The 26428-nt window shown below is 61.2% G+C and carries 25 protein-coding genes and 8 pseudogenes; 16 read left to right on the forward strand and 17 right to left on the reverse strand.

Annotated elements, in window-relative coordinates; all coding sequences use genetic code 11:
• Positions 1–108: 108 nt before the first annotated feature.
• The 4 genes and pseudogenes from HDG37_RS35990 to HDG37_RS36005 form a co-directional block, all read right to left on the reverse strand.
• Positions 109–993, reverse strand: coding sequence for an NAD(P)-dependent oxidoreductase (locus tag HDG37_RS35990; RefSeq protein ID WP_184055990.1), 885 nt, complete (start codon positions 991–993; stop codon positions 109–111).
• 1262 nt (positions 994–2255) lie between these two features.
• Positions 2256–2477: a fasciclin domain-containing protein gene (locus HDG37_RS39850; protein ID WP_260335232.1), complete on the reverse strand. Its 222-nt coding sequence runs from the start codon at positions 2475–2477 to the stop codon at positions 2256–2258.
• A gap of 1082 nt (positions 2478–3559) precedes the next feature.
• A complete protein-coding gene (locus tag HDG37_RS36000) occupies positions 3560–4144 on the reverse strand; it encodes a hypothetical protein (RefSeq protein WP_311541810.1) in 585 nt (194 codons plus the stop codon).
• A gap of 339 nt (positions 4145–4483) precedes the next feature.
• A pseudogene (locus HDG37_RS36005) lies at positions 4484–4955 on the reverse strand (PRC-barrel domain-containing protein).
• 465 nt (positions 4956–5420) lie between these two features.
• Between HDG37_RS36005 and HDG37_RS36010 the strand changes: the two are divergent.
• Together HDG37_RS36010 and hfq are read left to right on the forward strand one after the other, a co-directional pair.
• Positions 5421–5720 (forward strand): hypothetical protein, encoded by a 300-nt coding sequence (locus HDG37_RS36010; protein WP_184055992.1) that lies wholly within the window; start codon positions 5421–5423, stop codon positions 5718–5720.
• 66 nt (positions 5721–5786) lie between these two features.
• Positions 5787–6050 carry an RNA chaperone Hfq gene (gene hfq, locus HDG37_RS36015; RefSeq protein WP_409260269.1) on the forward strand — a complete coding sequence of 88 codons (264 nt, stop codon included), beginning with the start codon at positions 5787–5789 and terminating at the stop codon, positions 6048–6050.
• Positions 6051–6103: 53 nt separating this feature from the next.
• Here the strand turns inward: hfq and HDG37_RS36020 are convergent, their stop codons facing one another.
• Complete coding sequence (locus HDG37_RS36020; protein WP_184055994.1) at positions 6104–6367, reverse strand: XRE family transcriptional regulator; 264 nt, start codon at positions 6365–6367, stop codon at positions 6104–6106.
• A gap of 819 nt (positions 6368–7186) precedes the next feature.
• On the opposite strand from HDG37_RS36020, the gene phaP reads away from it, so the two are divergent.
• Positions 7187–7759, forward strand: a complete 573-nt coding sequence (gene phaP, locus HDG37_RS36025; protein WP_184055996.1) for a TIGR01841 family phasin — start codon at positions 7187–7189, stop codon at positions 7757–7759.
• Positions 7760–8396: 637 nt separating this feature from the next.
• Here the strand turns inward: phaP and HDG37_RS36030 are convergent.
• Positions 8397–8634, reverse strand: a pseudogene (locus HDG37_RS36030) (hypothetical protein); the annotation flags it as partial.
• A 422-nt stretch (positions 8635–9056) separates the two neighbouring features.
• On the opposite strand from HDG37_RS36030, the gene HDG37_RS36035 reads away from it, so the two are divergent.
• Together HDG37_RS36035 and HDG37_RS36040 are read left to right on the forward strand one after the other, a co-directional pair.
• Positions 9057–9608 carry a hypothetical protein gene (locus HDG37_RS36035; RefSeq protein WP_184055997.1) on the forward strand — a complete coding sequence of 184 codons (552 nt, stop codon included), beginning with the start codon at positions 9057–9059 and terminating at the stop codon, positions 9606–9608.
• 183 nt (positions 9609–9791) lie between these two features.
• A complete protein-coding gene (locus tag HDG37_RS36040; protein WP_184056001.1) occupies positions 9792–11567 on the forward strand; it encodes an SWIM zinc finger domain-containing protein in 1776 nt (591 codons plus the stop codon).
• 347 nt (positions 11568–11914) lie between these two features.
• On the opposite strand, the gene HDG37_RS36045 is transcribed toward HDG37_RS36040, so the two are convergent.
• A complete protein-coding gene (locus tag HDG37_RS36045) occupies positions 11915–12097 on the reverse strand; it encodes a hypothetical protein (RefSeq protein WP_260335237.1) in 183 nt (60 codons plus the stop codon).
• 57 nt (positions 12098–12154) lie between these two features.
• Between HDG37_RS36045 and HDG37_RS40165 the strand changes: the two are divergent.
• From HDG37_RS40165 to HDG37_RS36055, 3 genes and pseudogenes are all read left to right on the forward strand, one after another.
• Positions 12155–12308, forward strand: a pseudogene (locus HDG37_RS40165) (GDCCVxC domain-containing (seleno)protein).
• A gap of 77 nt (positions 12309–12385) precedes the next feature.
• Positions 12386–12772: a thioredoxin family protein gene (locus HDG37_RS36050; protein WP_184056003.1), complete on the forward strand. Its 387-nt coding sequence runs from the start codon at positions 12386–12388 to the stop codon at positions 12770–12772.
• Positions 12772–13500 carry a cytochrome c biogenesis CcdA family protein gene (locus HDG37_RS36055; protein WP_184056005.1) on the forward strand — a complete coding sequence of 243 codons (729 nt, stop codon included), beginning with the start codon at positions 12772–12774 and terminating at the stop codon, positions 13498–13500. The genes HDG37_RS36050 and HDG37_RS36055 overlap by 1 nt, the downstream gene beginning before the upstream one ends.
• Before the next feature lie 385 nt (positions 13501–13885).
• Here the strand turns inward: HDG37_RS36055 and HDG37_RS36060 are convergent, their stop codons facing one another.
• Entirely contained in the window at positions 13886–14176 is a 291-nt protein-coding gene (locus HDG37_RS36060; protein WP_184056007.1) for a hypothetical protein, read from the reverse strand.
• Here HDG37_RS36060 and HDG37_RS36065 point away from each other — a divergent pair.
• A pseudogene (locus HDG37_RS36065) lies at positions 14114–14332 on the forward strand (metal/formaldehyde-sensitive transcriptional repressor); the annotation flags it as partial. The gene HDG37_RS36060 and the pseudogene HDG37_RS36065 sit on opposite strands and share 63 nt — an antisense overlap.
• A gap of 8 nt (positions 14333–14340) precedes the next feature.
• Positions 14341–14574: pseudogene (locus tag HDG37_RS36070) on the forward strand (cation transporter); the annotation flags it as partial.
• Between the two features lie 958 nt (positions 14575–15532).
• Here HDG37_RS36070 and HDG37_RS36075 read toward each other — a convergent pair.
• Genes HDG37_RS36075 through HDG37_RS36080 form a run of 3 tightly spaced genes read right to left on the reverse strand, consistent with a single transcriptional unit; the run spans position 15533 to position 17998 of the window.
• Positions 15533–16699, reverse strand: a complete 1167-nt coding sequence (locus tag HDG37_RS36075) for a tyrosine-type recombinase/integrase (RefSeq protein WP_311541812.1) — start codon at positions 16697–16699, stop codon at positions 15533–15535.
• Positions 16686–17027: a hypothetical protein gene (locus HDG37_RS40170; protein WP_311541813.1), complete on the reverse strand. Its 342-nt coding sequence runs from the start codon at positions 17025–17027 to the stop codon at positions 16686–16688. The genes HDG37_RS36075 and HDG37_RS40170 overlap by 14 nt, the downstream gene beginning before the upstream one ends.
• The gene (locus HDG37_RS36080; RefSeq protein WP_184056009.1) at positions 17024–17998 is read right to left on the reverse strand and encodes a DNA-binding protein; all 975 of its coding nucleotides are present in this window, start codon (positions 17996–17998) and stop codon (positions 17024–17026) included. The genes HDG37_RS40170 and HDG37_RS36080 overlap by 4 nt, the downstream gene beginning before the upstream one ends.
• 421 nt (positions 17999–18419) lie before the next feature.
• Here HDG37_RS36080 and HDG37_RS36085 point away from each other — a divergent pair, with 421 nt between their 5' ends.
• The gene (locus HDG37_RS36085) at positions 18420–18698 is read left to right on the forward strand and encodes an HU family DNA-binding protein (RefSeq protein ID WP_184056012.1); all 279 of its coding nucleotides are present in this window, start codon (positions 18420–18422) and stop codon (positions 18696–18698) included.
• A gap of 338 nt (positions 18699–19036) precedes the next feature.
• Here the strand turns inward: HDG37_RS36085 and HDG37_RS36090 are convergent, their stop codons facing one another.
• Positions 19037–19303: a PepSY domain-containing protein gene (locus tag HDG37_RS36090; RefSeq protein ID WP_311541814.1), complete on the reverse strand. Its 267-nt coding sequence runs from the start codon at positions 19301–19303 to the stop codon at positions 19037–19039.
• 242 nt (positions 19304–19545) lie between these two features.
• On the opposite strand from HDG37_RS36090, the gene HDG37_RS36095 reads away from it, so the two are divergent.
• Positions 19546–19872 (forward strand): DUF4148 domain-containing protein, encoded by a 327-nt coding sequence (locus HDG37_RS36095; protein ID WP_184056014.1) that lies wholly within the window; start codon positions 19546–19548, stop codon positions 19870–19872.
• A 206-nt stretch (positions 19873–20078) separates the two neighbouring features.
• On the opposite strand, the pseudogene HDG37_RS36100 reads toward HDG37_RS36095, so the two are convergent.
• A pseudogene (locus HDG37_RS36100) lies at positions 20079–20781 on the reverse strand (IS6 family transposase).
• 103 nt (positions 20782–20884) lie between these two features.
• A complete protein-coding gene (locus HDG37_RS36105) occupies positions 20885–21133 on the reverse strand; it encodes a hypothetical protein (RefSeq protein WP_184056016.1) in 249 nt (82 codons plus the stop codon).
• A 422-nt stretch (positions 21134–21555) separates the two neighbouring features.
• Here HDG37_RS36105 and HDG37_RS36110 point away from each other — a divergent pair, with 422 nt between their 5' ends.
• Complete coding sequence (locus HDG37_RS36110) at positions 21556–21783, forward strand: hypothetical protein (protein WP_184056018.1); 228 nt, start codon at positions 21556–21558, stop codon at positions 21781–21783.
• On the forward strand, positions 21767–22486 hold the full coding sequence (locus HDG37_RS36115; RefSeq protein ID WP_184056020.1) for a GntR family transcriptional regulator: 720 nt from the start codon (positions 21767–21769) through the stop codon (positions 22484–22486). Before HDG37_RS36110 ends, HDG37_RS36115 begins: the two co-directional genes overlap by 17 nt.
• A 67-nt stretch (positions 22487–22553) precedes the next feature.
• Here the strand turns inward: HDG37_RS36115 and HDG37_RS39855 are convergent.
• Positions 22554–22640 (reverse strand): annotated as a pseudogene (locus tag HDG37_RS39855) (succinate--CoA ligase subunit alpha); the annotation flags it as partial.
• Positions 22641–23033: 393 nt separating this feature from the next.
• On the opposite strand from HDG37_RS39855, the gene HDG37_RS36120 reads away from it, so the two are divergent.
• On the forward strand, positions 23034–23714 hold the full coding sequence (locus HDG37_RS36120; protein ID WP_311541817.1) for an NAD(P)(+) transhydrogenase (Re/Si-specific) subunit beta: 681 nt from the start codon (positions 23034–23036) through the stop codon (positions 23712–23714).
• A 41-nt stretch (positions 23715–23755) separates the two neighbouring features.
• On the opposite strand, the gene HDG37_RS36125 is transcribed toward HDG37_RS36120, so the two are convergent.
• On the reverse strand, positions 23756–24721 hold the full coding sequence (locus HDG37_RS36125; protein ID WP_184056022.1) for a LysR family transcriptional regulator: 966 nt from the start codon (positions 24719–24721) through the stop codon (positions 23756–23758).
• A 192-nt stretch (positions 24722–24913) separates the two neighbouring features.
• On the opposite strand from HDG37_RS36125, the pseudogene HDG37_RS36130 reads away from it, so the two are divergent.
• Positions 24914–25874 (forward strand): annotated as a pseudogene (locus tag HDG37_RS36130) (LysR family transcriptional regulator).
• Here the strand turns inward: HDG37_RS36130 and HDG37_RS36135 are convergent.
• A complete protein-coding gene (locus HDG37_RS36135; RefSeq protein WP_184056024.1) occupies positions 25871–26257 on the reverse strand; it encodes a hypothetical protein in 387 nt (128 codons plus the stop codon). The pseudogene HDG37_RS36130 and the gene HDG37_RS36135 overlap by 4 nt on opposite strands.
• Positions 26258–26428 lie beyond the last annotated feature (171 nt).

Raw genomic sequence — 26428 nt, forward strand, 5'->3', positions numbered from 1 at the left:
CGAAGCCGGCGCCTTGATCGGCCGCCATCGCAAGGGTCTGTTGTTTCATCCGCATTTAACGTCTTCCCGCCCGACGGCGTTGACCTTTTTCAGCGTAGCCCTAACTATTTAGCGGAGTGGATTGCGGGGTGTACGCTTCGTCATATTGTCCGCCGGCAACATGCCCGGCAAGGCCTCCACAAAGAAATCTGCTTGCAATGCAGCCCCAGCCTGCACGTCGTACTGTGAAAAGTCGCGCACACCCGCTGCCAGAAGAACCTCGTCGTCGAGGAAGAAGTTTCCCGAACACTCCTTGGCTTGGCGCGTCAGGATATAGTGGGCCGCGTCCGCAACTATCTCAGGCTTGCGACACGCTGCAATCATGTCCTTTCCACCAATCTCATTTCGCACAGCCGCGGTCGCGATAGCTGTTCGAGGCCACAGCGAATTGACTGCGACACCTCTGTCTTTGAACTCCCCGGCAAGCGCTAATGTGAACAGGCTCATCGTGTATTTTGCAATGGTGTATGCCGGAAAGTCGCTAAACCATTTTGCGTCGTGGACCAACGGAGGTGACAGCGTGAGGATGTGCGGATTCGGCGAATTGAGGAGATGCGGCAGGCACGCTTGCGCGCACACGAACGTGCCTCTGCCATTGACCCCATGCATCAGGTCGTACCGTTTGACGGGTGTGTCTAGCGTGCCAGTCAGTCGAATGGCGCTGGCATTGTTCACGAGGATATCGATGCCACCAAACAACCCAACGGTCTCGGCAACCGCGGCTTTCACGCGTTCTTCGTCGCGAATATCCACAACAAGCGGGAGCGCCGTGCCGCCAGCGGCTTCGACAGCCGCCGCTGCCGTATAAATCGTGCCCTCGAGACGCGGGTCCCGGTCGCCGGTCTTCGCCGCAATCACGATATTGGCTCCGTCACGTGCGGCTCTGAGTGCAATGGCGAGTCCGATGCCGCGACTGCCACCAGACATGAATATGGTCTTGCCGGCAAGGGTCATGGTTGTCTCCTGAACACTCCCCGTAGCATACGCTGCTGCCGTCATCACGCCGTTGCCGATGTAGACGTTACTCGTGAAGGGGATGGCGTACGTTACTCCTCTCGTCGTGAGTCGCAGACGCTGAACCCGTCGTTCTCGCGTGGCTTCCTTCGCTTGTGTTTTGTGCGGTGCAACTGCCGACCTTGCCAAGCGCAAGATGCGCCAGCACGCTATGAGGCACATCGCGCAGACTCGTTGCCCGCGGCAGGAGTAAGTATTGGCGTGGTACGCAGACGACTTGACGCCAGTGCTAACTGCGACTGGCAGCGACCCTGCAGATTGGTGAGCGAGTCCACGTCGCCGACGACTTTCTGACGGCGTCGTATTCATCGTGAAAGCCGACATGACCGGCGAGGGACCGCCGGCCAGAATGCGCGTTTCGGCTTTACCTGGTCCGGCGAGCCACCCGTACAGCCCCAGCCGCTCCCTCTTGTCATGTACCCGTCAGCAGTGAGCGGGACAGGAGAACTGTATGAAACGCGCCAGCCTTTTACTGGCAGCGGGCACTACTGCCCTGTTTTTGCCGGCATAACATCGTCGTCCGGCGACATACTGTGCATGCCTGTATCGGTCGAGCCAGTGTTCTTTGTCATTTTGCCCGGTCTTGCGTTCCACGGGCTCGAGACAGGCTCGCTGTGGTATGTCATCCCTGCTGTTGCGGCACCGTGAGCACCGCCGCCCCCACTTCCACCGTTCCCATTCCCTCCACCCTGCGCAAACGTCGCGCTCGAGGCGCAGAGCGAGACGACAGCGACGCACGCCAGCACGACTTTCCGCGTTGCCTTTTCCATCACATTTCTCCTGCGATTTCGGCGCGTGCTGTAGCAGCGTCGAAGTTTCATGCACCGCTAACGCCTGACCGTTGGATGACTGATTGCGCAGCGGCGAAGCGCAAGCAGCCGCTCGGGCCAGAACAGGGCAGACATTTGCCTTATCCGGACGCCAGGCATGCAGGTAAGTCGTGGTTCGGCGCCGAAAATGACAGAGCCGGGCTGGATTCGAACATTTGACCGTGCGCGCCGGTCCTGCTAATTCGGCATCGATATCTTGTCGACCATCACGACTACGCCGTTACTCTGGATGACGTCGTAGGCCGAGATGTCTGCCGTGTGCCCCCGCAGCGTCCAATAGCACGATGTTGGGTGGTCCCGTCCGGGGACGTGAGCGTCTCGCCGTTCACGGTTTTCAGTTGCACCTTGCCGTCACCTTCCCTAGTCGAGCTTCTAAAAATCGTAACGCCCCGGGATAACGTGACAGGGAAGGATACAGGTCAGCATCGGCTTCATTTCTGGTTTGATGAGGCTGTCGACCGTGGCCGGCGGCAATGCTGCAAATGCTTCATTGGCCGGTGCGAAAACGATAAAGCGCGCAACACGCTTGTGCGTACCCACGAGGCCTGCTGCCTTAACTGCGACGACGGGCGTGGTATGGTCCGTCGAATTCATCGCGATGTCCTCAATGTCTTCAACGGGATACGTCGCCGGACCGCCCGCCGTGACGGTATCGTTAGCCGCGAAAACCCGGACCCTGCGGCTGACAACGCGGCAGCAACGAGAAAAGCTGTGTGTTTCATGACAGTTTCCTCATCACGCGACGCCGGATTGCGCTGCGTTGACTGCATATACAGAGGCCTCGGGCAGCTGGATGCGGGAGCGACAGGTGTGTCGCTGTTTCCGATGGCAGTGCGTGCAACCAGGCGCGACTGTCGCCCCTGATTTGCCGATTGTCGATTCCGCTGTCAATCACGACCTTAGCGTTCTATAACATAAACGCAGCAGCGGTCTTATTGGTCAATGGGCGTACAACGTCCTGTCACCGGCGCACTCATTGCGCATACTTCTGCCCCGCCCGGTACCAGCCTCGCGTCATTACCCAGGTAGTCATCGAATAAGTCCGGCTTCGGGCACAAAACGGTGCAACAAGCCAGCTTCGCATTTGCTCGGCTAAACGGCGTCGGAGACGACGCTGTATGGCATTCGCAGACCCGAAGTGGGCTCCGCACGTCCGAAAATCCCGTGTCGATTTCGAGTTCGGAGCACGCGAATAGCGAATCTCATGCGTGGAAAACTCAACGTAGATTAAAGGAGCCAACGTGAAATCATCACTGATGGTCGCTTCTGCTGCAGGGTTGTTTGTCATGGCCGGGTTTGCGCATTCGCAAGGCGCGCCCCAAGCCCCTCAACCCGCCCCACAGGAAAACGCCCCGACTCAAGCCGCAGACCCAAGTGCGGGGATGGAGGCATATGGCGGCATGCCCGACACGAGGGTACAAAGCGGCGTAAAACATGGTAGGCCCTGCAGGGTGGACCCACAATGCAACGTTTTTTTCGGGGGGAGCTAAAAAACTAACCGACGGCGCGCGAGCCAACAACGGAAGCACCAGGCGCCCGCGCCGAGATGGGGGCCGACGTCCTTGGTCGGGCTTACCGGGTTCGCTTTCACGCTTTAAAGTTCGGGCGCGTCCTGATATGGGAGGCGCCTCGACATGCGAAACGCGCGCCGGGTTCAAGAGCGAGTGGAATGGAGGTCACAACCAGAGTTTGGGCGCTCGGGCGCCCTGAGTTCGAAATCGACGCCACGAATTGCATGCGTCATGACATAGACCCCGAGTCGGGCCAAGGCCAACTCTTTTCTTGTTACGCACATGCCCCTCAACGGACGGCGCGGCCGTGACCGACGCCTTGACCGGACCCGCTTCCTCCGCGGCATCGTGCAACGGCTCGGCCAACGCGGCCCTTTTCATCTGGGGAAGCCCCATGCCAGACCACTTCACCTTCTTCTGGACGTGAGCGGCATATGTCTTCCAGCCATCAGGGTTTCCATCAAAAAGGTCGTGCTGAACGGTTGACGCGAGCGCATTCCGGTTGAGTTCAGCATCACGCAGCTCCCTTGGCCACAGGAAGAACGCGCCGGCCACGCCCGCGCTGAACTCGGCCACCGTCATCGTCGGGCCAAGCGTTTGGGGGAAACGGAAGTCCTGTGACAAGTTCTGCTTCTTCGCAAGCTGCACGACCAGCGCCTCCGGCCGGCCTGTCCTGGCTATACAGCTCAAAGCTTCGAGCATGTACCCGAGGTGAAGCAGCAGTTCGCGTCGGTCAAACCGGTCGTGCATTGCAGCTATCTCCGCTCGTTGCGAGTCTGGCTGGAAACGGTCTGTTTCGGCGCAACACCTCGCCCCGGCGACTCTTGTCCCGGCGCGTCTTCGTCAACCAGTGCATCATCGTCCTCTGACTGCACGAGGGGGGGAGCGCTGTCAGGCACGGGCGAGCCAGAGGCGTTTGGGGCGTCTCCTGGCCGCTCATCTTTATCGTCGTCGCGCGTCTGTCTCTTTCGTTGATTCGTCATGGTTTCCTCCGTGAGGGAGGCAATGACGCGATGTACTGGGTCTGCCTGTGCGACTATCTGACAGGCGGCGCCAGCTTCGCATGTTGCCGGCCGCGGATAGAACATCTCAAATGTCGGTTACGTCTCCTTCGCTAATAGCGCGGCGGGCCGACCAGTACGTGTCCCGGTTGTAATAACGATGAACCGTGGTGCTCCATTGTGTATCCACCATGGATGGCCAGTGGTCCTTGTCGAAACCAGGCTCATGTTTTAATTTGTTCGGCCGTTATGTCGACAAAGAAGCCCTTCTCGTCAGTGTCCAGTGTCAGCGCGCTCCACGGAATCGCGTGCAGGGTGCTGCCCATGCCGAGGAAGCGACCCTCCGTGAGCACCGCATATGCGACACGGCCGCTGCGCACGTCCAGCATGATGTCGGATATTTTGCCAATCTCTGCTCCGTCCGATGAGACCACCTTGTTGCCATCCAGAGTCGACGCAGCCATCACCTCCGGACCCGGCCCTGCACCCGCTCCACCGCCGGCGATGTTCGCACCGGAACCGCCCGTCCGCGACGGTATTTTGGAGTCGTGGATTGTCATGGTCCTCTCCTGAACAGTTGATGCCCGGACGCGCGCAACGCGCATGCCACGGCGGAAGCCCTTTTTGTGCACGACATGCGGCGACTGCTGCCGTGGCCGTGACGGCAGCCGGCTCGTGCGAGACGGTCGGAGTCCGGGGGCACAGGGCAAGCTTGGCCGGCAGATTTGCAGCGTCTGCAGTACCGGTGATGAACAATGTCCGTCCGTGAGATGACGTGCGGCATGTAACGGCGTAATTCTTCGTCAGCGCCCGCCGATTCTGCAGACGCTGTGTTGACCCCCTTGAAAACGCGAGCGCGCTGGGAAGCCCCTCGGGTGCTGCACGCACGATAGCGGGGCTGTTACCGTTCGACGATGAAATCAGGGACCCCAAGGCCAGAAGCGGCACGGGAAATGCGGTAATCAGGACGACGGGCTGCACCGACCTGGGTCGCAGCCGGTCGCTCTGCATACGGAGGAGCCATCATGCGAGTCGCGACGAAAGGAATCCTGCTTGCTTCGGCGTTTATGTTGAGTTTGTTCGGCGCCGTCTGCGCACAGGGTGCGGGAACAGGGGGTGGAGGGGGCGCCGGTGCAGGCCAGGGTGGCACCGGAATGGGAACGCCGAATGCAAGCGGCGCTACAGAGTCACCATCTGGCGCGTCCGGCGCAAACACCATGGGTAAGTCGGGGGAGATGCCGCAGAAACAGAAGCCGAAAATGCAGAAGAAGGGGGGAATGAATGCGCCCGCCTCTGACAGCAGCGAAATGAAGAAGACTTACTGAGAAGGGTGTCGCTGCAAAAGGCTGGCGGCTTCAGGTATCGCCGGTACAATCCAAGGACCTATCGCCTTGACCTCGAACATGACCGGACGCCCAGGCGTACAAGACGATTTTTTGCAGATGCTCTTGAACGACAAGACCACCGTAAACGTGTTCCTCGTGAACGGTATCAGACTGAGCGGTCAACTGGCCGCCTTTGACCAGTTTGCAGTTCTGCTCGAGTCTGGTCCGGGTGCGCAACTTGTTTTCAAACATGCCATTTCGACCGTGCTGCCGGCCAATGGCAGGAGCCAGGCACGTGACCCGACCGAGGTGCCGGTGAGTGGCGACTAGCCGAACCGCGTGCGAGGCCGTGTCCGATGAGAACTGCCATGACATGCTGTCGCTTACGCTTGACCTGCACATAGCCAGACGACGTCCACGTCGAGAAGTTCAGAAAGGCGCGCACAATCCGTGCTCTTCGGAACGGTAACTCCGGCGCGCCAAAGGGTCACCTCGTGTTCCGGTACGCCGAGTGACCTGGCCACCCGACCGGAGGTCACCCTGGCGCGCTTGATGGTCATGTCCAGTCGTGCAGCGAAGGCCCGCCTGGAGCCGTTGTGTTTGAGAGTGCCTTGCAGATGTACATCAAGATTCAGACGACGATTCATGACGTGCAATGCTCCGTGTAACTCATCGTGACCAAACCTACGTACTTCAGGCTACGAAGGTGTGACACGACTTCGATGTTGATGCTTGCGGTCGAACGCCATCACTCGGGCTGGCATGTCGTTCGTGTGAACTTCACTGCACCTGAACGCCCGTTGCGGCGCGTCTTCCCCGCTCTGAGTTAACGCTTTAAATGCCCGGTGTAATCGATACTATGCCGTTTTCGCTATCCCGTACGTGGTCAGAAGTCACTCCGCCGCTTTCTTCGAGTGAAGTAGCAGCGCAATGACAACGCTCGCAGACGTAGGTGTGTCGGAAAACTTACCCGAAGGTCAGCACCTGTTCGTGCGTCACCGGCGTTGGTCACCAGGGGGTGCCGGAAGTTCCACTGGCGAAATATCTGCTTGCGTGGAAAAGAGCGGCGCGCTGTTCCACGACCTCGTCACCCGTCGTGATGATGGTCTCCGGCGAAGGCGCCATCGCAATGAGCGCGCAGACGCATCCAGCAGGTGGCGGCGAGAGAAAAAACATCCTTCTTCAAGGGTGCCCCAGATAGGCAGATTCAATTGGCACCCCGACCGCTACCGTCCTGTAATTGAATTTTCGTCGTTTGTAGCTCGTGCATCTGTCGACGTCCGCAGAGCACCCCTTACGCAGCCCAGCGCTGAGGACGTTGTGCGGGCTCGCGGCCGAGACCAATACGCCTGCGGAGCCGGTGTCGAAAATGCAGCCGACCCGAGAGCTTCCAGACGGCGCGCTTCATCAGTTGGTCACCGTTGCGGAACATGCTGGCGTTGGGCATACATCTTCCGGAGGCGAACATGACTGATTTTCAGAGACAGGCTGCTACAACCCAGCAAGCCAATCTTGACTTCTTTTTCGGCCTGGCCAGCAAAATGCTGGAGGGCGAGGAAAAGCTCGTCAGACTGAATCTGGATACGGCGAAAATGACGCTTGCCAATTGGCACCAACACGAGCAGGACGGGCTGGCGAAAAAGGACCGACAGGAAGTTACCGGTCTGCAAGACGCGCTGGCGCTGCACTCGGCGGAGAAGGTCCTGACGTACGAACGTCAGGTTGCGGAGATTGCCTCGACCACGCAAACGCAGCTGGCAGAGGTCGTCAATGCGCGGTACCAGGAGGTCAGCCGCCAGGTTCAATCGTTCGTCGAGAATCTCGCGCAAAACGCCCCGGTCGGCTCCGAAGCCACAATCGCATTTCTGAAACAGGCTTTCACGCTGGCCAACACCAGTCAGGAAAGCGTGCAAAAGGCCACGAAGCAGGCAGTCGAAGTCGCGCAAAGTAACCTGGAAGCTGCAACAAAAGCCGCATCGGAGGTGACCGAAGCGGCTGACCAGGCAGTCGAGAAAGCGGCAAAAGCGGCGAAGCAATAATTTGAAGGAACGTTGAACCCGGGGTCGCACGGCGCGGCGAGCTAAGGTGAACACGCAATGCGTGGCGCGTTGGCAGCCGTGCGCGCCGGTCTAGCTGCTGGTTAGAGGAACAGACTCACTGTTCCAGTTGCCATCGTCCGTTCCCGACAAAATTCGAAGAGCGCATTTATTTCAGTGAGCGTGAGTGTTGCAAGCCTTGGCCCAATCACAGTTACCAATGTACTTTGATGAAGGAGCCGTGTCTTCAAGGGGCCGCGGCGGCGGGTGAGCTGTCGCCTTGCTTTCCCGGCTCCGATGAATATCTTGTGTGCCCGGATTGCACCGGCATCATGCACATCAACCGGTTCCCCCTCCCATCTCGACGACGACAATCGGCGTCAGATTTGTTCGACATCCAGTTCCCGTCGCTCGGGCGGTCTTCACCTGCATAGCTCACACTTGCTCGATTTGTGCCGGGACGACCGTCGCGCCGTGCAGTGGCGCCCTACGTGTCCGTGGACTTCGCCCATCCTGCGAAAATGCGGCTCAATAGCCGTGCACCAGCCCGAAACCAGATTGAATCCCGAACGCCGCGATTGAGCGCGGCGAACTCGTGACCGTCATCAAAAGGTGGGGTTGCCACCTGCGCGAGAGGAGGCTCTGCGGTTGACTTCCGCCTGTTGGCAGTGGGCGGGAACACGCTCCACCTGCCGTCATCGTGCCTGAAGAAAAACGACGCGCGCGCTCCGGTTGGTGACGACGTTTCGACGCACACGTAGCGTCTCCCATTCCCTGCGGTGCGACTGAATCATGGTTACATGAACGTGCATCGTGGGAGCCGGTGCGAGCCACTTTTCGACCTGACAACGCAGGGACTGCTCGTTCGTGTTTTTCATGGTCCGCTCCAGCAGGTTTTCCGTTCAGGTAACGGGACGGTTCTTCACCGTTCATCTCCTTAACGCCGCAGACGCCCGCAATGTTGACCAGGGATTTGTGATTTCTGAAACCGGATATTTCGAGGTGAGTGGGCCTCAGAGAATTGCCAGGAGCTGGACGGCCGACGGCACTGGCCGGTTCGAACCCTGACCATCGACATCCGCGGCGCCCGCGTTGCCTGAGGGCGACTCCTGTCGCCTCGCCATGCATCGGCAGTTCCGGGTTGCTGATAAATCGACAGGATGGACGCCTTGTCAGACAGGTCCGCGAAGAAGTCCGGGTTTTTGCCGCTCGAGGAAAACGCGAACACCGTGCCTCTCACAGCGCTGCGCGACTGGCAAGCTAGAATTGTGCTTCGACTTACGTAGAGAGAAATGAGCAGATGAATGATGCATTCGAGCGCCGTGCCTTGTTGCTTCACCTTGGAGACGTACTGGAGGTCGTGAACCGTCTCCTGAAATGGGGTGTGGGCCACAAGACCGTACGCGAACTGGCCGCAGCGCACGACCCGCTTGGAGGCTTCCCGCTCCTGGAACAGGTATCGCCGGGGATGACAGCAGAGCAGTTTGTTCAGCGAGTGTCAGACGCCTTCTTCGCATGGCCACGGGAACTGCTTGAGCCTGAGCTGAATCGCAAGCGTCTTGCTTCCACTGTTCGACGGAGCCTGTTTGCCGACAACGCGAACGGATGGCGTGCGTACGTCGCTGCGTTGCGTAGCGACGTTCGGTGGTTCGGTGTGGGCCTGCCGTCGGTGAAAGCTGGCGAGGACGTGTGCGCTGATTCGACCGATGGCAGTTCCGAGAGCTTGCAGGCGGACGAGGCTCCGAGCGCTGGCGATGTCGAGCGCAATGGCGGACAAGCCGAGGACCAACGGGAGAGCGTTGAAAGCAGCGGGCGAGTCTACCCCTCATGGCCGTGGAAGTCCGACGCGTAAGTTGTGGAGACGGCGTGAGGGTAGATGAACGGTTCGCTTGACCTGACTCCACGTCGCCGGTGATTCCGCTGCGTTCGTCGACGTCGACAGGGTCCGAATTGTGCGCGCCGTTGGTTTTGCGGATTCGTGCCACAGCCGATTGGCTCGTGCATCCTTCTTTCTCGCATATCTCAAACGCACGCCATGTCCAGCCAGTCACCACTTCACGACATCATTAGCCTCGCCGAAATCCGGTCGCTCGCGGACACAAAAACGTTCGGGCGCGGCAAGGCGTATTTTCACGAGGGCGCCGTCTCGCGCCTCGAAGAGCGCGATGGTGTCCTTCGCGCGAACGTACGCGGCACGCACCGGTACAGCGTCGAGCTTGGCGCGGGCGACGACGGCGAGCTGACCTACGAATGCGACTGTCCGGTCGGCGCGGACGGTATCTTCTGCAAGCACGCGGTCGCGGTCGCCCTGTCGTGGCTCGAGAATACCGGCGAGGAAGTGTTTCATGCCGAGGAATCAGAGCCGGCAATGCCTCGCAAAAAGCGCAAGACGTACGAGGAGCAGATTCGTGAATATGTTGCGACGCTGAATGCGGAAGCCGTGCGCGAACTGCTGCTGGAAGCGGTCGAGCGCGACATGGCGCTGGGCGACAAGCTGTTGTTCGCGGCGCGCGCAGCGAACGCCAGTGACCTCCCGGGCATGAAGACCGCGGTACGGCAGGCGACGCGCATTTCGAGGCCGCTCGACTGGCGCGAAGCCGGCGCGTACGGCGACGGGCTGATGTCGCTCGCGCACATGCTGCGGCAGCGGCTCGCCAGTCCTCAGGCCACCCAGTTGGTCGAGCTTGCGGAACTGGCGATTGCCGGCGCCGAAGCAAGTCTCGAGCAGATTGATGACTCCGGCGGCGAAGTGATGCCGGCCATCATGGAGCTTGTCGCCGTACATCTCGAAGCATGCCGACAGACCCGGCCGGACCCAACGAAGCTTGCCGAGCGACTGTTCCGGTTCCAGACCGACGGCGTGTGGGATACCTTCTACGATGTGTTGCCGGCTTACGCCGAACCGCTCGGCGACCTTGGGATTCATCGGTACCGCATGCTTGTCGAGCGCGCATGGGACGCCCCGCCGGCACTGGCGCCGAGCAATGAATTTCGCCGGTCGTTCGAACCGCTCCGCATGCGGCTGGAACGCGCGATGGAGGCGCTGGCCGACCTCGACGGCGATGTTGACGCACTGATTCGCATCCGCTCAAAGGACCTGTCGAGTCCCTACCGCTTCCTGCTGGTCGCAGAGCTTTGCGCGAAGCACGGACGTTACGACGAAGGACTGGCGTGGGCCGAACGCGGCCTCGCGGAATCAGGAAAGAACCTGGACCAGCGCCTGCTCGATTTCTGCATTCAGGAATACCTGCGCCGCGGCGAATTCGCGAAAGCCGATGCGTTCGCGTGGCAACGCTTCGAGATGCGTCCGGGTGCAGAAGCATTCGCCGCCTTGATGGATGTCGCAAAGGCTACCGGCCAGCACGATACGACGCGCGAGCGCGCGCTCAATCATTTGTGGGAACTTGTTCGTGCTGAAGAGGGCGCGACCAAAGCGCAGCGCAGCTCCTGGCAGATGCCGACGCGAACCGAACTTGTCAAAATCTTTCTTGCCGGGCGCGAGCACGATATTGCCTGGGAGACGTTCTGCGGCGGTCCGGTGGCGACACACATGTGGGCAACGATGGCATCCATTCGCGCGAAGACCCATCCGCATGACGCCATCGTCCTGTATCACCGCCTGCTACCCATCGCCGCCGAGAGTGGAACGCGTAATGCCCGGTATGAGGAGGCGTTCGGCATCGTGCGGACTATCGGGAAATTGCGAGCAGAACTGAAGGAGCATGCAGAGTTCGCCGATGAACTGCAGACCATCCGCGAGACCTATCGTGCCAAGCGCAACTTCATGAAGCTGCTGGCGACACTGGGTTAGTCGTGGCTGTCTACTCAAGCGCGCGCCCAATCAGTTCCTGGGGCATGCGCTTCGCCCCCGGTTTCGAAGCTGGCGACGATGCGGGAATCCTTGATGAGTTTTGTTCCCTGCACGATACTCCCGCCGACGGCATATTGGCCGTTCGGGACGATGGCATGTCCCGTGAGGGGTAGCCTCCTTTATATGTTCCGGATGCCGTCCTCGATGTGTCACGAGCGGTGCCAGTCTTTACGATGTCGGGTCGCGTCCCAACGTCTGTGCCAGATTTTCGTAACCAGTGAGTCGGCGGAATTGGCGCTGCTCGGGAATGATGCCGTCCCCATCGACACTTTCCGCCGACCGCGACGCTATGAGCGGATGACATCCGCGAGGTCATCGAGCGACAGCGGTTTGATGAGATGGCAGTCAAATATCCGCTCATCAATCTGAGGTCTGCCTGGGGCATCGGTACTGCCGGTCAATGCGACCAGTTTCGTCAGGGAGCATTGGGCGCGAAGGCGAAGTAGTTGTGCGAGCTCGATGCCATCCATCCCTGGCATCGTGAATCGACCATCACCTGTCCGGTGTGCGGGCACGCCAAACGAGAAATGATGCCCGTCGATGCTTGCGTGTGGTTTTACGAGTGCGAGCGCTGCAAAACAGTTCTCAAGCCGAAGGCCGGGGATTGCTGCGTTTACTTGCTCATATGGCACGACTGCGTGCCCCCCGGTGCAACAGGCGGGTGCGTGTTGCGCCCGCTGATTTGCCAAGGAAACGCGCAATGGCCTTTCCTGTCAAACGAATAACATGTGTGCACCGCTGGTATTCGGAGAATGAGCATGTGGAAAACGATAGCGCGTATTTTTCTTGTTGCAACGCTTGCCTTTGCTGCAGTCGGTGCGGTCGGCGGCGAACAGCCGTTCAACCAGGCGCAGTTCGACCAGTTGAACACCGCCGGCAAGCCGGTCATTGTCTACTTCCACGCGACCTGGTGCCCGACCTGCAAGGTTCAGCAGCCGATTGTCGACCGCCTTGCAGCGCAACCGGACATGAAGCAGGTGACTATCTTCGTGGCCGACTACGACAAGGAATCCGCCCTGAAGCACGCCATGAAGGTAACGCAGCAGTCGACCTTTGTCGTGTTCAAAGGTGGCCGCGAAGTCGCCCGGTCGACAGGGCAAACGCGTGAGCGGGATATCAGGGATACGTTCGCAAAGGCCTTGTGATGGACTTCGGACTGGGGACGTTCGGACTGAGCTTCGCGGCGGGCGCGCTGTCGACGTTGTCGCCCTGCGTGCTGCCGCTGGTGCCGGTTCTCATCGCGTCGGCGTTGTCGGCGCACCGGATGGCCGTCATTGCACTTGCGCTCGGATTGGGTGCCTCCTTTTCAGTCATCGGCATTTTTCTGGCGACGCTGGGCGCATCGCTCGGTTTCGAAGAAAGCGTCTTTCGCAATGTTGCCGCGCTGTTGATGATTCTGTTTGGACTGGTGATGCTCTCTGCCCGCTTGCAGACCGTGTTCAGTCGTGCGACCGCGCGCTTCGGCAGCGCGGGCCAGAGGTGGTTGAGCAAGGTAAGGGGGGACACCCTGCCCGGTCAGTTCGCTATTGGACTGCTCGTAGGGGTCGTCTGGACACCGTGCGTTGGTCCGACATTGGGAGCGGCCACGACTCTCGCGTCCCAGGGACGAAACCTTGGCGACGTCGCGATGTTGATGATGGTGTTTGGTGTTGGCGCCGGCCTTCCGCTGGTCATACTGGGTACGCTTTCGCGAGCGTCGATGACAAGGTGGCGCGGCGGACTTGGTTCTGCGGCGAGGGTCGGAAAGGCCATCTTCGGAGCATTCTTCGTCGCATTCGGCGTGCTTGCTCTAACCGGCCTGGACAAGGTGCTCGAGACTGCAATTCTCTCGGCAAGTCCACCGTGGCTGATTGCCTTCACAACGGCCTTGTGACCGGCAACATCCGGGAACGCCACTGCCAGCGTCCTCAAGAACTGTGTGTGCCATCCGATAGCGTGGTTGATTGCAGCGGCGCCTCAAACCCTGGCACCTGTTCTGTTCGCGGCCCGTTGACGCTTCAGTTGCAATGGACCCGAGTGGGCGGCCACTCGCAGACTGGCCGCGTAGGCCACAACGCCACGGTCGCGATGGAGGTGACTGTTACTGCACGAAGAATGACGCCACCGCAGAAATCGTCTACGCGTCAACAAGTTGGCGGTTGCATACTCAGAATATCCACAGCCTTGCCAACTGAATCTGTGAACAACCAGGAAGATGCAACGGTGCGACGGATATGCGGTACGAGCTCATGAATAGGCGCCACGAACGATAGACGGAACTATCGTCTCATTGGTGCCTTGACGTGCCGTTTCTTGTTAAGAGATGGCGTCTGCGCGAATGACACAGCCTCGTTGAAGAGGTCCGCGAGCGCGTCAAACGCAGGGCTGCCTGCGCCAAATGCCAGCCATTGACGCATTGGTGCCCGGTCGTATGGCTTGAAGTACGAGCAACCAGGCGTTTGGAGTAGCGCGGCGACGCGGTCTGCAGGTAGCTTGAGCACTATCAGCAGGTCGAGGCCATCGAGCGTGCGCTTGAGGAAGAGCGCGGATGCAATGACGTCCTTCAGCAAATCACGAGCTGCAGGGGCGCGATGAAGGGTCTGCTGGCGGTGGTGCTTGAGGACCACATCCGCACCCATCTGGTCGACGCAGAAGAAGCTGGCGACGGGCGCGACGGTAGTGCGAAAGAGCAGCTAATCGAAGTGGTCCACAGCTACTTCAAGTAGAGGCAGTAATGAGCGAATTTGAATACACCGCTTTTGGGGCGGGGCACGACCACATCTTTCTGGGCGCAGCTCACGAAAGCAACGAGCGCAAGACTTGGGCGGTGATTGCGCTGTGCAGCGCGATGATGCTTGTTGAAATCGTCGGCGGGAGCATGTTCGGCTCGTTGGCGCTTGTCGCCGACGGCCTGCATATGTCGACGCACGCGGGTGCGATGCTGATTGCGGCGTTAGCGTACACCTATCGCCTCGTGAACGACTCGGCCTCGCCGTAGGGCGTTCTGACGAAGCTGTAGCCATTTGCGCTCAAAGCGCGTTGGGTGTTTGGTCCTGCCGCCACGGTGGGCCTTGCCGGCAGCGTGTCCTTCTCTGACATCAGCGGGCGCGGCGTCCCGCGGATTCCATCCGTAGTACGCCAAATCCCATCCAAGTGCCCGGCCGATTTCCGCGGTGTACTCCTGCGCCATCTTTTTGTTCTCTCCTTGTTGTATGCACCCCAATTCGATAACGGCTCATTGCGGACAAGTCTTGAGATTCGACCAGCAGGCCGGGTCCCGGGGGAAGTCCGTTTAAACAAGCGGGACTACAGGCGGCATGCAGACAATCAAAGAAATGAGCGCTACGGCGCCTGCCGACCCAGAGGCATGCACGAAAACTCTCGTCGGCATGTTGCTAGCCGACGCGGTCACCGACGTGGAAGTCGTCCGCCGTGAGCTCGGCCTTCGCGAAGAGATGGTTGAGCGCCATCAGCGCGCGATGGATAGGCTGGATTGCGCGCAGGCGATTCTGGATTCAGAGGGAGGAAGCCGGCTTGGAAACAGCGTCCGAGAGTATTGGGGACAAACCGGAGACGCGGTTCGGTTGCTCGCAGGGAATTGGCCGCAGGAGTACCCGGTAGGGGCGGTTGAGTGGCTTTTGCTCGATTCGACTTGCGCAGACGAGCGCCAATAGACTGGCGCTGCGGCGAGCGACCATTAGTTCCGGTTAATCCTTTGCTGGCAAGGACTTGGAGGCAGCGGTGAGCCACTGCTAACCGAAACTAATGGCCACCATTAACCGAAAATAATAGTGCTCTCCAACAGCACCGGCCAACCGAGCGGATTGGCGAACCACCGTCACCGACTTCGCGATATTCCGCATTTTCTCCACATCTTGATTCAGACCAAAAGCTTTGGTTCCACTCTAGGCTCACATGCCTTGAAATCAACGCGAACGAAAACTCCCCTCGACAAACGCACGCGCCTCGGCCTGTCCGGTGCGCGCATAGGCCGCCGTCGTCTGCACCGACGCGTGGCCCAGCAGCGCCTGCGCGACCGGCAGCGGCACGCCGTGATCGACCACCAGCGTGCGCGCATAGCCGTGCCGCAGCCAGTGCGTCGAGGCCCGCTCCAGCGCCGCGCGCATCGCGCGATCCGCCGCCGGCACGCGGGCCGGGGCCAGCGCAAATAACGCCCGGACCTCGTCGTAGAGGCCGCTCGCGCCCAGCGCGCGGCCGCGCTCGCTGTGGATCAGCGGCAGACGTTCCTCGGCGGGCGGATCTTCCAGCAGTCCCACGGCGCGCCGATAGGCCCGCAGCGCGGGCAGACAGGCGGTGGGTAGCGGGATCGCGCGCAGCCGGTTTCCTTTACCCAGCACGTGCAGGGTCCACTGCCGCGCGTCGTCGACTTCGACGTGCGGCAGCGCGAGTTCCTCATGCCAGACGAGTTCCGCGAGCCGCACGCCACCGTAGCGGTAAAGCGTCCAGATCGCGCGGCGCCTTAGCCAGAGCACCGGCGGTACCCCGGCCGGCGCGTCACTCGCGGCGACGGCATCGCAGTGCGTGAGCGCGGCGGCGGACAGGAACCGCACCGGCGTCCAGGTCATGCGCGCGCGGCGCCCGGCGGCCAGTCCCTCGGCCGGATTGACCGTCAGATAGCCCACGCGGTGCCACCACGCGAACAGGCTCGAGATCGCGGCGAGCGCCCGGGACACGCTCGCCGGCGCCGCACGCGTGACGGCGCCGGTCGCGTCCTGCCGGGGCGCCTGCAGCGCGTCGCGGTAGGCGATCAGGTCCTGCCGGGTGAGATCCGAGAAAGGCCCGAGCCCCTCGCGCCGGCACCAGGCGGCGAGGCGCCGCAGTTCGGAGACGTAGGCGCGCAGGGTGTGCGGGGAGTGCGACGCGCGCTCGCGCAGGAACAGTTTCGCGGCCTGCGCGTCGTCGGCGACACCGAGCGTGTTGGTGAGCGGTAGCGGATTTACAAAACGTCCGGTGCGCGCGAGCCACGCCGGCTCCACCCCGGCGGGCAGCGGCGCGAGGTCCTGGCTGGGTGACCCCGTGCTCGTGAGCGAGGCGCCTTCGCGCGCGTTTCCGGCTGTGTCATCCGGTGCCACGGGACAGAAGCGCCGGCGGTGCTGGCGCAGCGTGCGCTCCAGCACGGCGGCGGGCGGTGGGGGCCGCGGATTCCGGCACGACCCGCAGGCGCCCGCGCTCCCAGTACTCGATGGCGGCGTCGTGCTCGAGCAGCAGCGCGAACACGGCGGGGTGCTCGCGCTTCGCGTCCGCCAGCGACGGGCAGCCGCGCTTGAGCATCGCGAGCGTCCAGCGGCAATACAGCGGGTGCCCGAGCGCGTGGGTGAGATACGCGAGCGCGGCGTCGACGGCGTCGGGCAGACGCTGCGGCGGCCGGCAGCCGGTGTCGAGCCAGTCGGACGGGTTCATCGCGTTTTCCTCGTGGAGGCCGGCCTTGGTCCGGATGGGTTGGCGCGAGTGGCGTGGGCAGCTTTCGCGGCGGGACGCGCCCGGCGGCGGGCGGCAGTAGAGGGCTCTTTGGTGGTCGCCTTGCCGACGAGCGCCAGCATCTGGCGTTGCTGCTCCAGCACCGTCACGAGCGCGGCCGCTTCGGCCGCCGCGTGCTGCTGTGCCTCGCGCTGTTCCGCCAGCTCCGTCAGCAGCCGGTCGCGCAGTGCCTCCAGCGCGCCCAGGCGCTCGGCTGCGCGGGCGAGCTCGCCTTCGAGGCGCTGCCGTTCGGTCTGAAACGTCTCGCGCTGGTGTGCGGTTTCGCGCAGCAGCAGCTGGGACAGGCCGTCATAGCGCGTGCGTTCGGCGGCCAGTTCGGCCGTGTGCTGGCGCCCGGATTCGGCCGCCGCGGCTTCCACGGCCCCGAGCTGCGCGCGCAGCGTGGTCACCGCGTCCCCGGCGGCGGCGCACCGCTTTTCAGTCGCCTCGAAGCCGGCGCGGGCGACCGCCAGCTCCGCGTCGCGTGCCCTGAGCTGGCTGCGCACGTCGGTGAGTTCGACGCGCAGCAGTTCGACCTTCAGCCCGGCGTTGCGCTGCGCCTCGGTAGAGGCGTCCACCCTGGCTTCCGTCTCGCGACGTAGCCGCACGATGCCGTCGAGCTGGGTGGCGACGGCCGCTTCCCACAGCGCGCGCATCTGTGCGGCGATCTCAGGCGGCACGTCGGGCACCGCGAAGCCGGTCAGGCCCGCCTGCACGAGTTCGGCCTCGATCGCGTTCAGCTGGCGCGACAGCGTCGCGGGGTCACCGGCGCCCAGGCGCGCGCGCAGCTTGCGCACCGACACGATCCGGCGGAAGCGGGCGTCGGACGTGGGCGCGGTGTCGCCGGCCTCGGCGAGCATCGCGAGCACGGTGGTGCGGATCGTCTCGGGGGAAACCGCAGCGGGGCGGGCCATGGCGAACTCCGGAAACCTGCATTGCAGCACGGCAGCACGGCAGCACGGCAGCGCGGCGGGCCGACGGGCAGAAACCCGCGGCTCGGGGCGCAGGGCGGGATTTCCCCATTAGATTACGCACAGCCCTGACGCAAGAAAACCGCATTTGGCGCGGTTAAAAAAGTTGTCGCCGCGATAAACGCCCTTATCGCGGCTAATCCGCGCGCCAAGAGGCGATGCAACTGGGCGTATTTTCCGTCGGCTGGTCGGAAGTCCCAGTCGGACCACGCGGTTGGTGTCGATGCCGCAACCCGCAACGGCCTGGCACTGGAGGTTGTCCTGTCCGGGCATCGGTCACGACTGCGGACGTCGAACGCTCATTGCGCGCGGGCCTGTGAATCGGGTAGGGGGCGGCTTCCTATCACCTTAACGGAGAATCCAGATGAACAAGCAGGAACTCGTTGACGCCGTCGCCGCGCAGACCGGTACCAGCAGGGCGTTGGCCGCCGAAACCCTCGATGCGCTGATCGGCACCATCACGACGGCGGTCACCCAGGGCGACACCGTGCAGCTGATCAGGTTTAGCTCGTTTTCAACGGGCGCGCGCGCAGCGCGGGTCGGCCGTAACCCGGCGACCGGTGCCGAGATCCAGATCGCTGCGGCGAAGACGGTCAAGTCCACGGCGGGCAAGGCGTTCAAGGATGCCGTGAACGGCGCCTGACAGCGGGCTACAGCGGTCCATGATCTGTTCGCGCGGCAGACGGCGGTGACGGATAGCTCGTCGCCGCGGGGCTCTGCATCAATGACTGATCAGGGCCGGACTGGCGCGGCCGCGTCATCAGCCGCCTCGTGTTGTATTGCCCAACTTATGCAACGAAATGCCGCCGTAAACAGAAGCAAACTTATCTTAATGGCACAGTTGATCCGAATATTCCAGCCGCTGCTATCTGTCCCGTGTCCTGTCCACACCGGGTCACTCCAACATTGACTTGCGTCAGACTCCGCCGCTGTCGTAATCGAACGCTCGATACATGCTATGTCGAATTCGATCGCCGGTGATCAGTCGGGGTTCGGTCCTTCCGCCTTGTTCTCAAGAACGGCTCCGGTGTGCGCGTCGACACCGACTTCCTGCGTGCCCCGTTTCGACGCAATATCGAAGGAGTAGCGCAACCCGCTACCTCCCGCTTCCTTCTCCAACTCTTCATCAGTGATTTTTCCGGGTTGTGCTTTCAAGGCGGTAGCGCGCGCCTGTTCGATGCTGATGTTCGCGTCTTTCGCGTATTCTTGACCGGCAAATGCATAGGCGGGAAAGCTCGTCGCAAGCACGCCGACTGCGACCAGGACAATACCGAGTTCCTTCTTAATTTCGTACTCCAGTGTTGATTGATTCAGAATCGATGATGGCGCTGCAGGATTAAGCCACGCTGAACCGCATGGATTTCGAAAGCCCGCAGCGCGGGCGGCATTTTCCGTTTGCTAAGGTTCCCCTAAGTTAGCGCTCTCCAAGAATTGGAATTGTAGCAACCGGTTCATAGCCAATTTTTATTTCCAGCAAACCAGGAACTGTCATGAAATATGTTCTCCTTACCTTCGCCACGGCCATTATGCTGGGCGTCCCGGTCGTTGCTTTTGCCCGACATGCCAGTGCTCCGATCACGCGCGCACAAGTCCGCGCTGAACTGATCCAGATCGGGAATGCTGGGTACTATCCCGCAAAACGTGATACGTCGACTTACCCGTCGGACATACAGGCGGCAGAGGCTCGCATTGCCAGAAAAAATGTCGCAGGCGCCGGGTCAGATTCCGGCATGGGAAGCGCAACCAGTGATGCTTCGCAGTCCGGCAGACGCATCGCGCCGGCATCTGATTCGACGCATCTTTTCGCGCATCACTGAACAGGCGCGGGTGGGGTACGGCCGCGTCGAGTAACGGCAGCGCACTGAGAGTAAGCCGGATTCGAACCGAATGCCTTTATTGAGGATTCGACGAGAAGATCCAAAGGCGCTCCCATCCGTGAAATGACGGCAGATAGGCCGCGCCAATTTGGGCTTTGTCGCGGTAAGGCTCAAAGAGCGAGCGGAATCGATATGCAAAGTACTGCTTATCTTGCGAGCTCGTAGAATTGATCCGGGGCGGACGGGTGGGTTCCGCGAGCCCATTCCATCTGTCCTTTGGCGATCGTCTGCATAATCTCAATGCCGGCCAGAACAAGCCGGGCACAGCGAAAGGTCTTGAACCCTAGCATGGGCCGCGTTCGTCGCGTGATCGCCCGATGGTCCTGCTCGACCAGGTTATTGAGATATTTGGACTGGCGGATCTTGATGGGCGCTCCACGATCGGCATTGATCGCTTCGAGCGCGGCGAGATTGGCGCCGCTTTTGTCGATGGTTACCGTTTTGGGTACACCGCTCCGGGCGATCGATCGCTCAAAGTAACGCCGGGCCGCAGTCTTGTTACGATGGGCGCGTAGCAGAAAGTCAATGGTGTTGCCGTCCATGTCGCGACGGCCCGGTAAAGATACCGCCATTGCCCCTTGACGCGGAGGTACGTCTCGTCCGTCCGCCAGCTCGTACCCACCGGCCGCTTGCGGCGGCGAAACGCTTTCTTCAGCACCGGCAACAGCTTGATGGCCCAGTGGTGCCAGTCGAATGGTCGACCGAAACGCCGCGCTCAGCCATCATGTCTTCAAGGTGCCGAAGGCTCAGCGGATAGGCCACGTACCAGCGCACGCAAGTCAGAATCACGTCGAGCGGATAATGCAGTCGTTTCAGCACTCGGGCCCCCGCCGGATTCAACGTGTTCATCGAGCTTTCTGTCGTTCGTGTCGTTCCGCCCCCCATCATAGCGGACCGCCTTAATGCAAAAGAACCACATTTTGAGCCGTTCGAGAACGGTCATGCCGGAGGGTCACGCTGACAGCGGATAACCTGTCATCGACGGCCGCGCGATCTGAGGCGGAAACACGCACCAGCATCCGTCAGCATGTCGAAAGAAGAATATTGCGCGCGTTCCGGTCAGAGTCGATGCCTCGATGTGCGCATAGCGCATCTTGTCTGCGCGCATGCGACCAAACTGGACTACGCGGATCCGCACCGTCGGGGTGGGCGCAAGCCATTTTTCTACCAGGTGGCGCAGAGACTTCTCGGCGGTGTTCATGGCCTTCTCCTTCAACCGCTCCCCTGCTTGCGCTGGTCGACAGATCGATTGCGACTACTTTTGCGCGTTGCGACGGCGGTGATTACAGAATAGGAGCGGCAAGCAATGAATGATAATTGATGTTTTCATCGATAACGATAAACGAAGACTTATGAATAGGCCGCGTGTGATGAGCCTCTGGAGTTTGGGCTCGTGCGCACGATACCGGATCGGCGTGGCCTCAGATACCTGCTGCGCAGCCAGAGGGGCGCAAGTCTATGGCCCGTCAAGCCGCCGGGACGCGTCTTATGTGTCACCACCAAGCTGCAGTCAGGCAATAGCGAAGACAACGATGTGTGATATACTGAATACAGAATATTGACGTTTGCGGCGATGCAACATATGATTCAGTAGTCTCGTGACTCAATCATTCGGAGCTACAAATGGATTTTGTTTTTCTGGCGCTGTTTGCCGTCGCCGTCGTAGGGTTAGGCTCTGCCGCTACCGTCCTGCTGAGCTGGTGGATTCCGCAGCGGGTCGTGGAACGCGCATCACAACATGGCCGTTTCGCCGGGTTGGGCGCAGTGGACGGGGAGTTCAGTTCGACCAGGACAGCGGCAACGTATCGTGCGCATATTCAACAAGAGGCGATCAGTGTCGTCAGAACTTGAAACTGAAGCATTGGCCGCGTCGTTGACGCTGTCACTGCAGCCGATCGGGGCAAGCGCGAGCTTGCGCAATAAGGCCTACGCAATGCTGCGCCAGGCCATTGCCGATACTGACATCTACCAGACGCGCGAAGAAATTCGACTCGACGAGCGCGTGTTGTGCGAATCGCTCGGCGTGAGCCGCACACCAGTGCGCGAAGCGATGACGCAGCTCGAACAGGAAGGCTTTCTGCGCACAGTGCCGCGCCGCGGCATTTACATCGTGCGCAAGAGCAAACGTGAGATCGTCGAGATGGTCCAGATGTGGGCCGCGCTCGAAAGCATGGCGGCGCGCCTGGCCACGCTACATGCAACGGACGAGGAAATCGCGCGCCTGCGCCATATGTTCGACAAATTGGGCGACACCGCGCCTGCCGAGCACATTGCCGAATACTCGGACGCCAACATTGCCTTTCATCAGGCAATCGTCGAGCTGTCGAAGTCGCAGATCATCCTCGACACGATCAAGAACATCTTCATTCACGTGCGTGCGATGCGCCGGATGACGATTTCGCGGAGCGATCGGGCAGCGCGTTCTATCGCCGATCATCGTCGAATCATCGAGGCGCTCGAGCGGCGCGATACCGAACTGGTCGAGCGGCTCGTGCGCCAGCATTCGCTCGATCTTGCAGCGTTCGTCGAAGCGAACTGCGACTTTCTGGATTGACGTTGGCTTGTCAAAAGCAACAAGGCCAGCGGTGCTGTCACCACTGGCCTTGTTGTTTTTGTGTGCCATCGATGAAGTTCGTGGGTTTCGCCGGATCGCCGCCAATGCCGATGCAGGTCGTCTGACCCGGGCTCGCTACGATGGTTTGCGCGACGGTAGCGCCCCCATGCTTGTTGTCTCTCGCTCCGGCTCTCACCCGCGCCCCCGCGACGCGACCGCCAATTGCTCCGTGCCGGCCAGCACCGCAGCCAGTTCGATAGCCAGTAGAAAACCCCTTCCTGCCCACACGGTATTCCCCCACCCTTGCGGCATGTGCGCTCCGTCGTCCTTGCTGCGATGTGTCGTCGTTCAGGCGAGGCTCGCGGCGTCCGCCAACGCGGCCGCCGGCACGGCCATCTGTGTGCGATGCTCCCGACCGCAGCGCTTGCCGGGCTGCTCGCGGCGGGCGTCGGTGCTGGAAGCGACGTTATCGCGGCGGCGATCGCGGGCGCGGTGCTGGGCGCCTGGCGCGTGCGGCGGCGCGACCCTCACACGCAGGCCGTATCTCGTGGCGTCTCTCGGCATCGGTATGGGCCTCGCCGCCATTTCCGGCGGTTTCGCGGGGTACCTGTCGGCGACTGCATATGCTAAGGCGGCTGTGGAGCGTGTCGAGTTGTGCGCCGTGGTCTTTATCGGCGCGCTGATCTTCGCCCCATCGACGATCGCGTTCTGCAAACTGCGCGGTGCGATAGGCGGGCGCGCGCGAGCGCGTCCCGGCTATACCGTCGTCAACCTCACGGCACTCGTGCTGTGTGTATGTCTTGGCTACGGCTTCGTAACGGAACCCACGCAGACCTTCGGGCTCGCCGCGTTGCTCGCGATGAGCGGACTGGCTGCTGCACTGGGCGCGCATCTGATGATGGCAGCCGCCGCCGACGTGCCTCTTCACGCGCTCGCCGCACCACACGGCCACCGGTCTCATGCGCGCTGCGGCCTCGTGCAGCGACGTGGCGGGCTCGGGCGCTTCGAATGGCGCGACGATCAAATGCACCCGCTGCTCGGCGACGAATTCGCGCAACCATGGGCACTGCGCGACGACACGCAGGACGTTGTACGCACGAGCGCGTATCGCAGCGGAGTCGAATGGCGCTATCGCGGCCGATATCGCAGCCGCCAAAGATATTGTGCGCGCCGGAACGAGACACAAACGAAGCGTGATTCACGGCCCGGCTCCCGTGCAGACGAGTGAGAAAACATAGAGCTGGCGACGAACTTGCAATAAATGAAGTTTTACAGGCGATCCAAAGCCTGTTGCTTACTCGCGCTGAGCGCCTTCACGCGTGTGATGTTCTCGATCAGGTCCGCGCCTTCTTCCATCAGGAAGCGCTTGAAGGCGACCGCAACGGGCGGCAGACGCTTGTTCTTCCGGTGCACGACGTACCAGTTGAACATCACCGGAAAGCCCTGGGCGTCGAGCACGACGAGGTTGCCCACCTGCAATTCGAGGCTGATCGTATGCGCGGACAGGAACGCGATGCCCATGCCGGCAATCACAGCCTGCTTGATCGTCTCAGTGCTCTTGATCTCCATCGCGATCTTCAGATTGGCGATTCGTCCGGCAAAACCTTCTTCCATCGAATTCCACGTATCGGAGCCGTGCTCGCGAACGATGAAGGCTTCCCCCGCCAATTGACTCATCGTGATGTTGCGCTTGTGCGCGAGTGGATGCGATGGCGCTGCGACGATCACATACGGGTGCGGTGCAAACGGTTCGTTGGTGGTGTCCATCTCATGCGGCGGGCGCACCATCACCGCGAGGTCGGTCTGATTGGTCGCGAGCTGATGCAGCAGTTCCTCGCGATTGTGTACCGCCAGATTAAGGACCACGCCCGGATAGCGGCGCGTGAATTCGGCGAGCAGGCGCGGGAAGAAGTAGTCGCCCGCGCTGATCACGGCGACATTGAGCTTGCCGCCGGAGACGCCTTTCAGCTGACCCATCGCTTGGTCCACTTCGTGGAACTGCTGGATGATTGCGCGGCTGTAGTGAAGCATCTCGTGGCCGGCGGGCGTGAGATAGATCTTCTTGCCGAGCTGCTCGAAGAGCGGCAGCCCCGCATGCTCTTCGAGTAGCCGGACCTGGGTGGAGACAGCCGGCTGGGTCAGATGAAGTTCTTCCGCGGCACGCGAGAAGCTCAGGCGGCGGGCCACCGTCTCGAAGACCTTCAACTGCCGGAGTGTCGCGTTTCTCATAGTCATGGCCGATATATAGGCGAATGTGAATCAATATAGTAACCACCTTTAACTATTGGTAATTCAGCAATGACCCTGGCATGGAGACCGGGTGCCTCGACGATATCAACCATCAGGCCCCGACCAGCGCAAACCGCCCTTCGCACCTAAGGCCAATAGCGCGAGCAGACGAGTGAATAGCGCCCGTTTGGTTGCCTGATGAACGTTTCGTTGCAACAGTTAAAAGTATTTGTCGCCGTCGCGCGTGAGCGAAGCTTTACGCGCGCGGCGCGCGAGTTCGACCTCACGCAGTCTGCGGTGAGCCGGTGCGTGCGCGAACTCGAAGAAGCGATCGAACTGAAACTGTTCGACCGGACGACGCGGCAGGTCGAATTGACGACGGCGGGTGCGAGCCTCGCGTGCCGCATCGGTCGCCTGCTTGATGATATCGATCTGACGTTACGCGAAAATCGGGCCGCGTATGAAGGGCACACCGGCGTGGTGGTCATCGTCAGCAATCCAATGCTGTCAACGAACTGGGTGCCAGGCGGTCTTTCACGCAGTGCTGAGGCATTTCCTGATCTGATCGTGTCGGTACAGGACCGGCCGCAATGCGCGGTGTTGACCCGCGTCGAACAAGGGGAAGTCGACTTCGGCGTGGTGTCGGACGCGGAGCCTTTGGCGACCGACCAGTTGCACGCGCAAGCGCTCTTCTTAACCCCTCTGTGCTGTCTTGTCCGACGAGCATCCGCTTGCGCGACGCACCACGCTCGCCTGAAGCGCACTGAGCGACGTGCCGCTCATGACGCTCAATTCCGATGCCGGAAGCCACAGCGTCGTCGAACGTGCCTTGAGCACACATTGCGTCCGAGGGCGACCGATACAGGAACTGGGTCACGTCGCCGCTGTACTGCCGATGATCGAACTGGGGCTCGGTGTCGGCATACTGCCGGTCGACGCGCACTGGCCCGCTCCATCCGAACGTCTCGTGTCGCTCCCGCTGCTCCCGGAGGTGATGCTGACGATGCTCGTGCGCCGTCGCAACCGTTCGCTCAGGCCGAACGCGGCAGCAGCGTGGGCTCTATTCGCAGGTGCCGGCGCATCCACTGCCCAGTCGGTAGAAGCACTGTGGGCCAGCGCGAACGGGCAGATGCCGGCCACGTCGCTGAACGCGCCTTAAGCGCCCGCGAGCGCAGGCACACCCGGCTCGTCTGGCACGCGCGCCCTCCGCGAATAGCCTTGCGACGAGTCCGACGCGCGACTCACATTCGCAATTTTTCCGTTTGCCGCGAAACCTCCCAGGGTATGCGCGTTCTTCCTGTCGAGAATGGCCTGACTCAGAAATTCCGCGCTGTAGGCGTTCAGCAAATGCGAATGATGAGCCTTGATATACGCGGCGATGCGCGCCCGTTCGTCGTCGATCGTTGCGAGTGATGCGAAGGTTTGCGCGTCCCAACGGAAACGCAGACCCAGTTCGGAGAAAGCCATGTTGTAGGCACAAAGTCGCGCCTGCACGGCGTGGTCGCGCAAGGTTTCGAGTCCGTCAAGGTGTAAGCGGCCCATGATTTTCTCCTTCAGTCGGATGGCTTGGATGAAGGATAGGATCGCCAATCAATATACGATAGTTAAAGTTTTTTGTATAAACGATAACTATTGACTTATGTATTTCGGCGGCACGCGGCTAGCAATTCGTCCGAAGGTGACGCCGAAATTCCAGTACTCGTCGTTAATCTC

It is taken from the genome of Paraburkholderia sp. MM5384-R2 (assembly GCF_014201025.1).
GTDB classification, from domain to species: Bacteria; Pseudomonadota; Gammaproteobacteria; order Burkholderiales; family Burkholderiaceae; genus Paraburkholderia; species Paraburkholderia tuberum.

Excerpts from the sequence above, each read along its gene's own strand:
- HDG37_RS35990 (WP_184055990.1), bottom strand. The coding sequence starts at position 993 with ATGACCCTTGCCGGCAAGACCATATTCATGTCTGGTGGCAGTCGCGGC.
- HDG37_RS39850 (WP_260335232.1), bottom strand. The coding sequence starts at position 2,477 with ATGAATTCGACGGACCATACCACGCCCGTCGTCGCAGTTAAGGCAGCA.
- HDG37_RS36000 (WP_311541810.1), bottom strand. The coding sequence starts at position 4,144 with ATGCACGACCGGTTTGACCGACGCGAACTGCTGCTTCACCTCGGGTAC.
- HDG37_RS36010 (WP_184055992.1), top strand. The coding sequence starts at position 5,421 with ATGCGAGTCGCGACGAAAGGAATCCTGCTTGCTTCGGCGTTTATGTTG.
- HDG37_RS36020 (WP_184055994.1), bottom strand. The coding sequence starts at position 6,367 with ATGAATCGTCGTCTGAATCTTGATGTACATCTGCAAGGCACTCTCAAA.
- phaP (WP_184055996.1), top strand. The coding sequence starts at position 7,187 with ATGACTGATTTTCAGAGACAGGCTGCTACAACCCAGCAAGCCAATCTT.
- HDG37_RS36035 (WP_184055997.1), top strand. The coding sequence starts at position 9,057 with ATGAATGATGCATTCGAGCGCCGTGCCTTGTTGCTTCACCTTGGAGAC.
- HDG37_RS36040 (WP_184056001.1), top strand. The coding sequence starts at position 9,792 with ATGTCCAGCCAGTCACCACTTCACGACATCATTAGCCTCGCCGAAATC.
- HDG37_RS36045 (WP_260335237.1), bottom strand. The coding sequence starts at position 12,097 with ATGGATGGCATCGAGCTCGCACAACTACTTCGCCTTCGCGCCCAATGC.
- HDG37_RS36050 (WP_184056003.1), top strand. The coding sequence starts at position 12,386 with ATGTGGAAAACGATAGCGCGTATTTTTCTTGTTGCAACGCTTGCCTTT.
- HDG37_RS36055 (WP_184056005.1), top strand. The coding sequence starts at position 12,772 with ATGGACTTCGGACTGGGGACGTTCGGACTGAGCTTCGCGGCGGGCGCG.
- HDG37_RS40170 (WP_311541813.1), bottom strand. The coding sequence starts at position 17,027 with ATGAACCCGTCCGACTGGCTCGACACCGGCTGCCGGCCGCCGCAGCGT.
- HDG37_RS36080 (WP_184056009.1), bottom strand. The coding sequence starts at position 17,998 with ATGGCCCGCCCCGCTGCGGTTTCCCCCGAGACGATCCGCACCACCGTG.
- HDG37_RS36085 (WP_184056012.1), top strand. The coding sequence starts at position 18,420 with ATGAACAAGCAGGAACTCGTTGACGCCGTCGCCGCGCAGACCGGTACC.
- HDG37_RS36095 (WP_184056014.1), top strand. The coding sequence starts at position 19,546 with ATGAAATATGTTCTCCTTACCTTCGCCACGGCCATTATGCTGGGCGTC.
- HDG37_RS36105 (WP_184056016.1), bottom strand. The coding sequence starts at position 21,133 with ATGAACACCGCCGAGAAGTCTCTGCGCCACCTGGTAGAAAAATGGCTT.
- HDG37_RS36110 (WP_184056018.1), top strand. The coding sequence starts at position 21,556 with ATGGATTTTGTTTTTCTGGCGCTGTTTGCCGTCGCCGTCGTAGGGTTA.
- HDG37_RS36125 (WP_184056022.1), bottom strand. The coding sequence starts at position 24,721 with ATGACTATGAGAAACGCGACACTCCGGCAGTTGAAGGTCTTCGAGACG.
- HDG37_RS36135 (WP_184056024.1), bottom strand. The coding sequence starts at position 26,257 with ATGGGCCGCTTACACCTTGACGGACTCGAAACCTTGCGCGACCACGCC.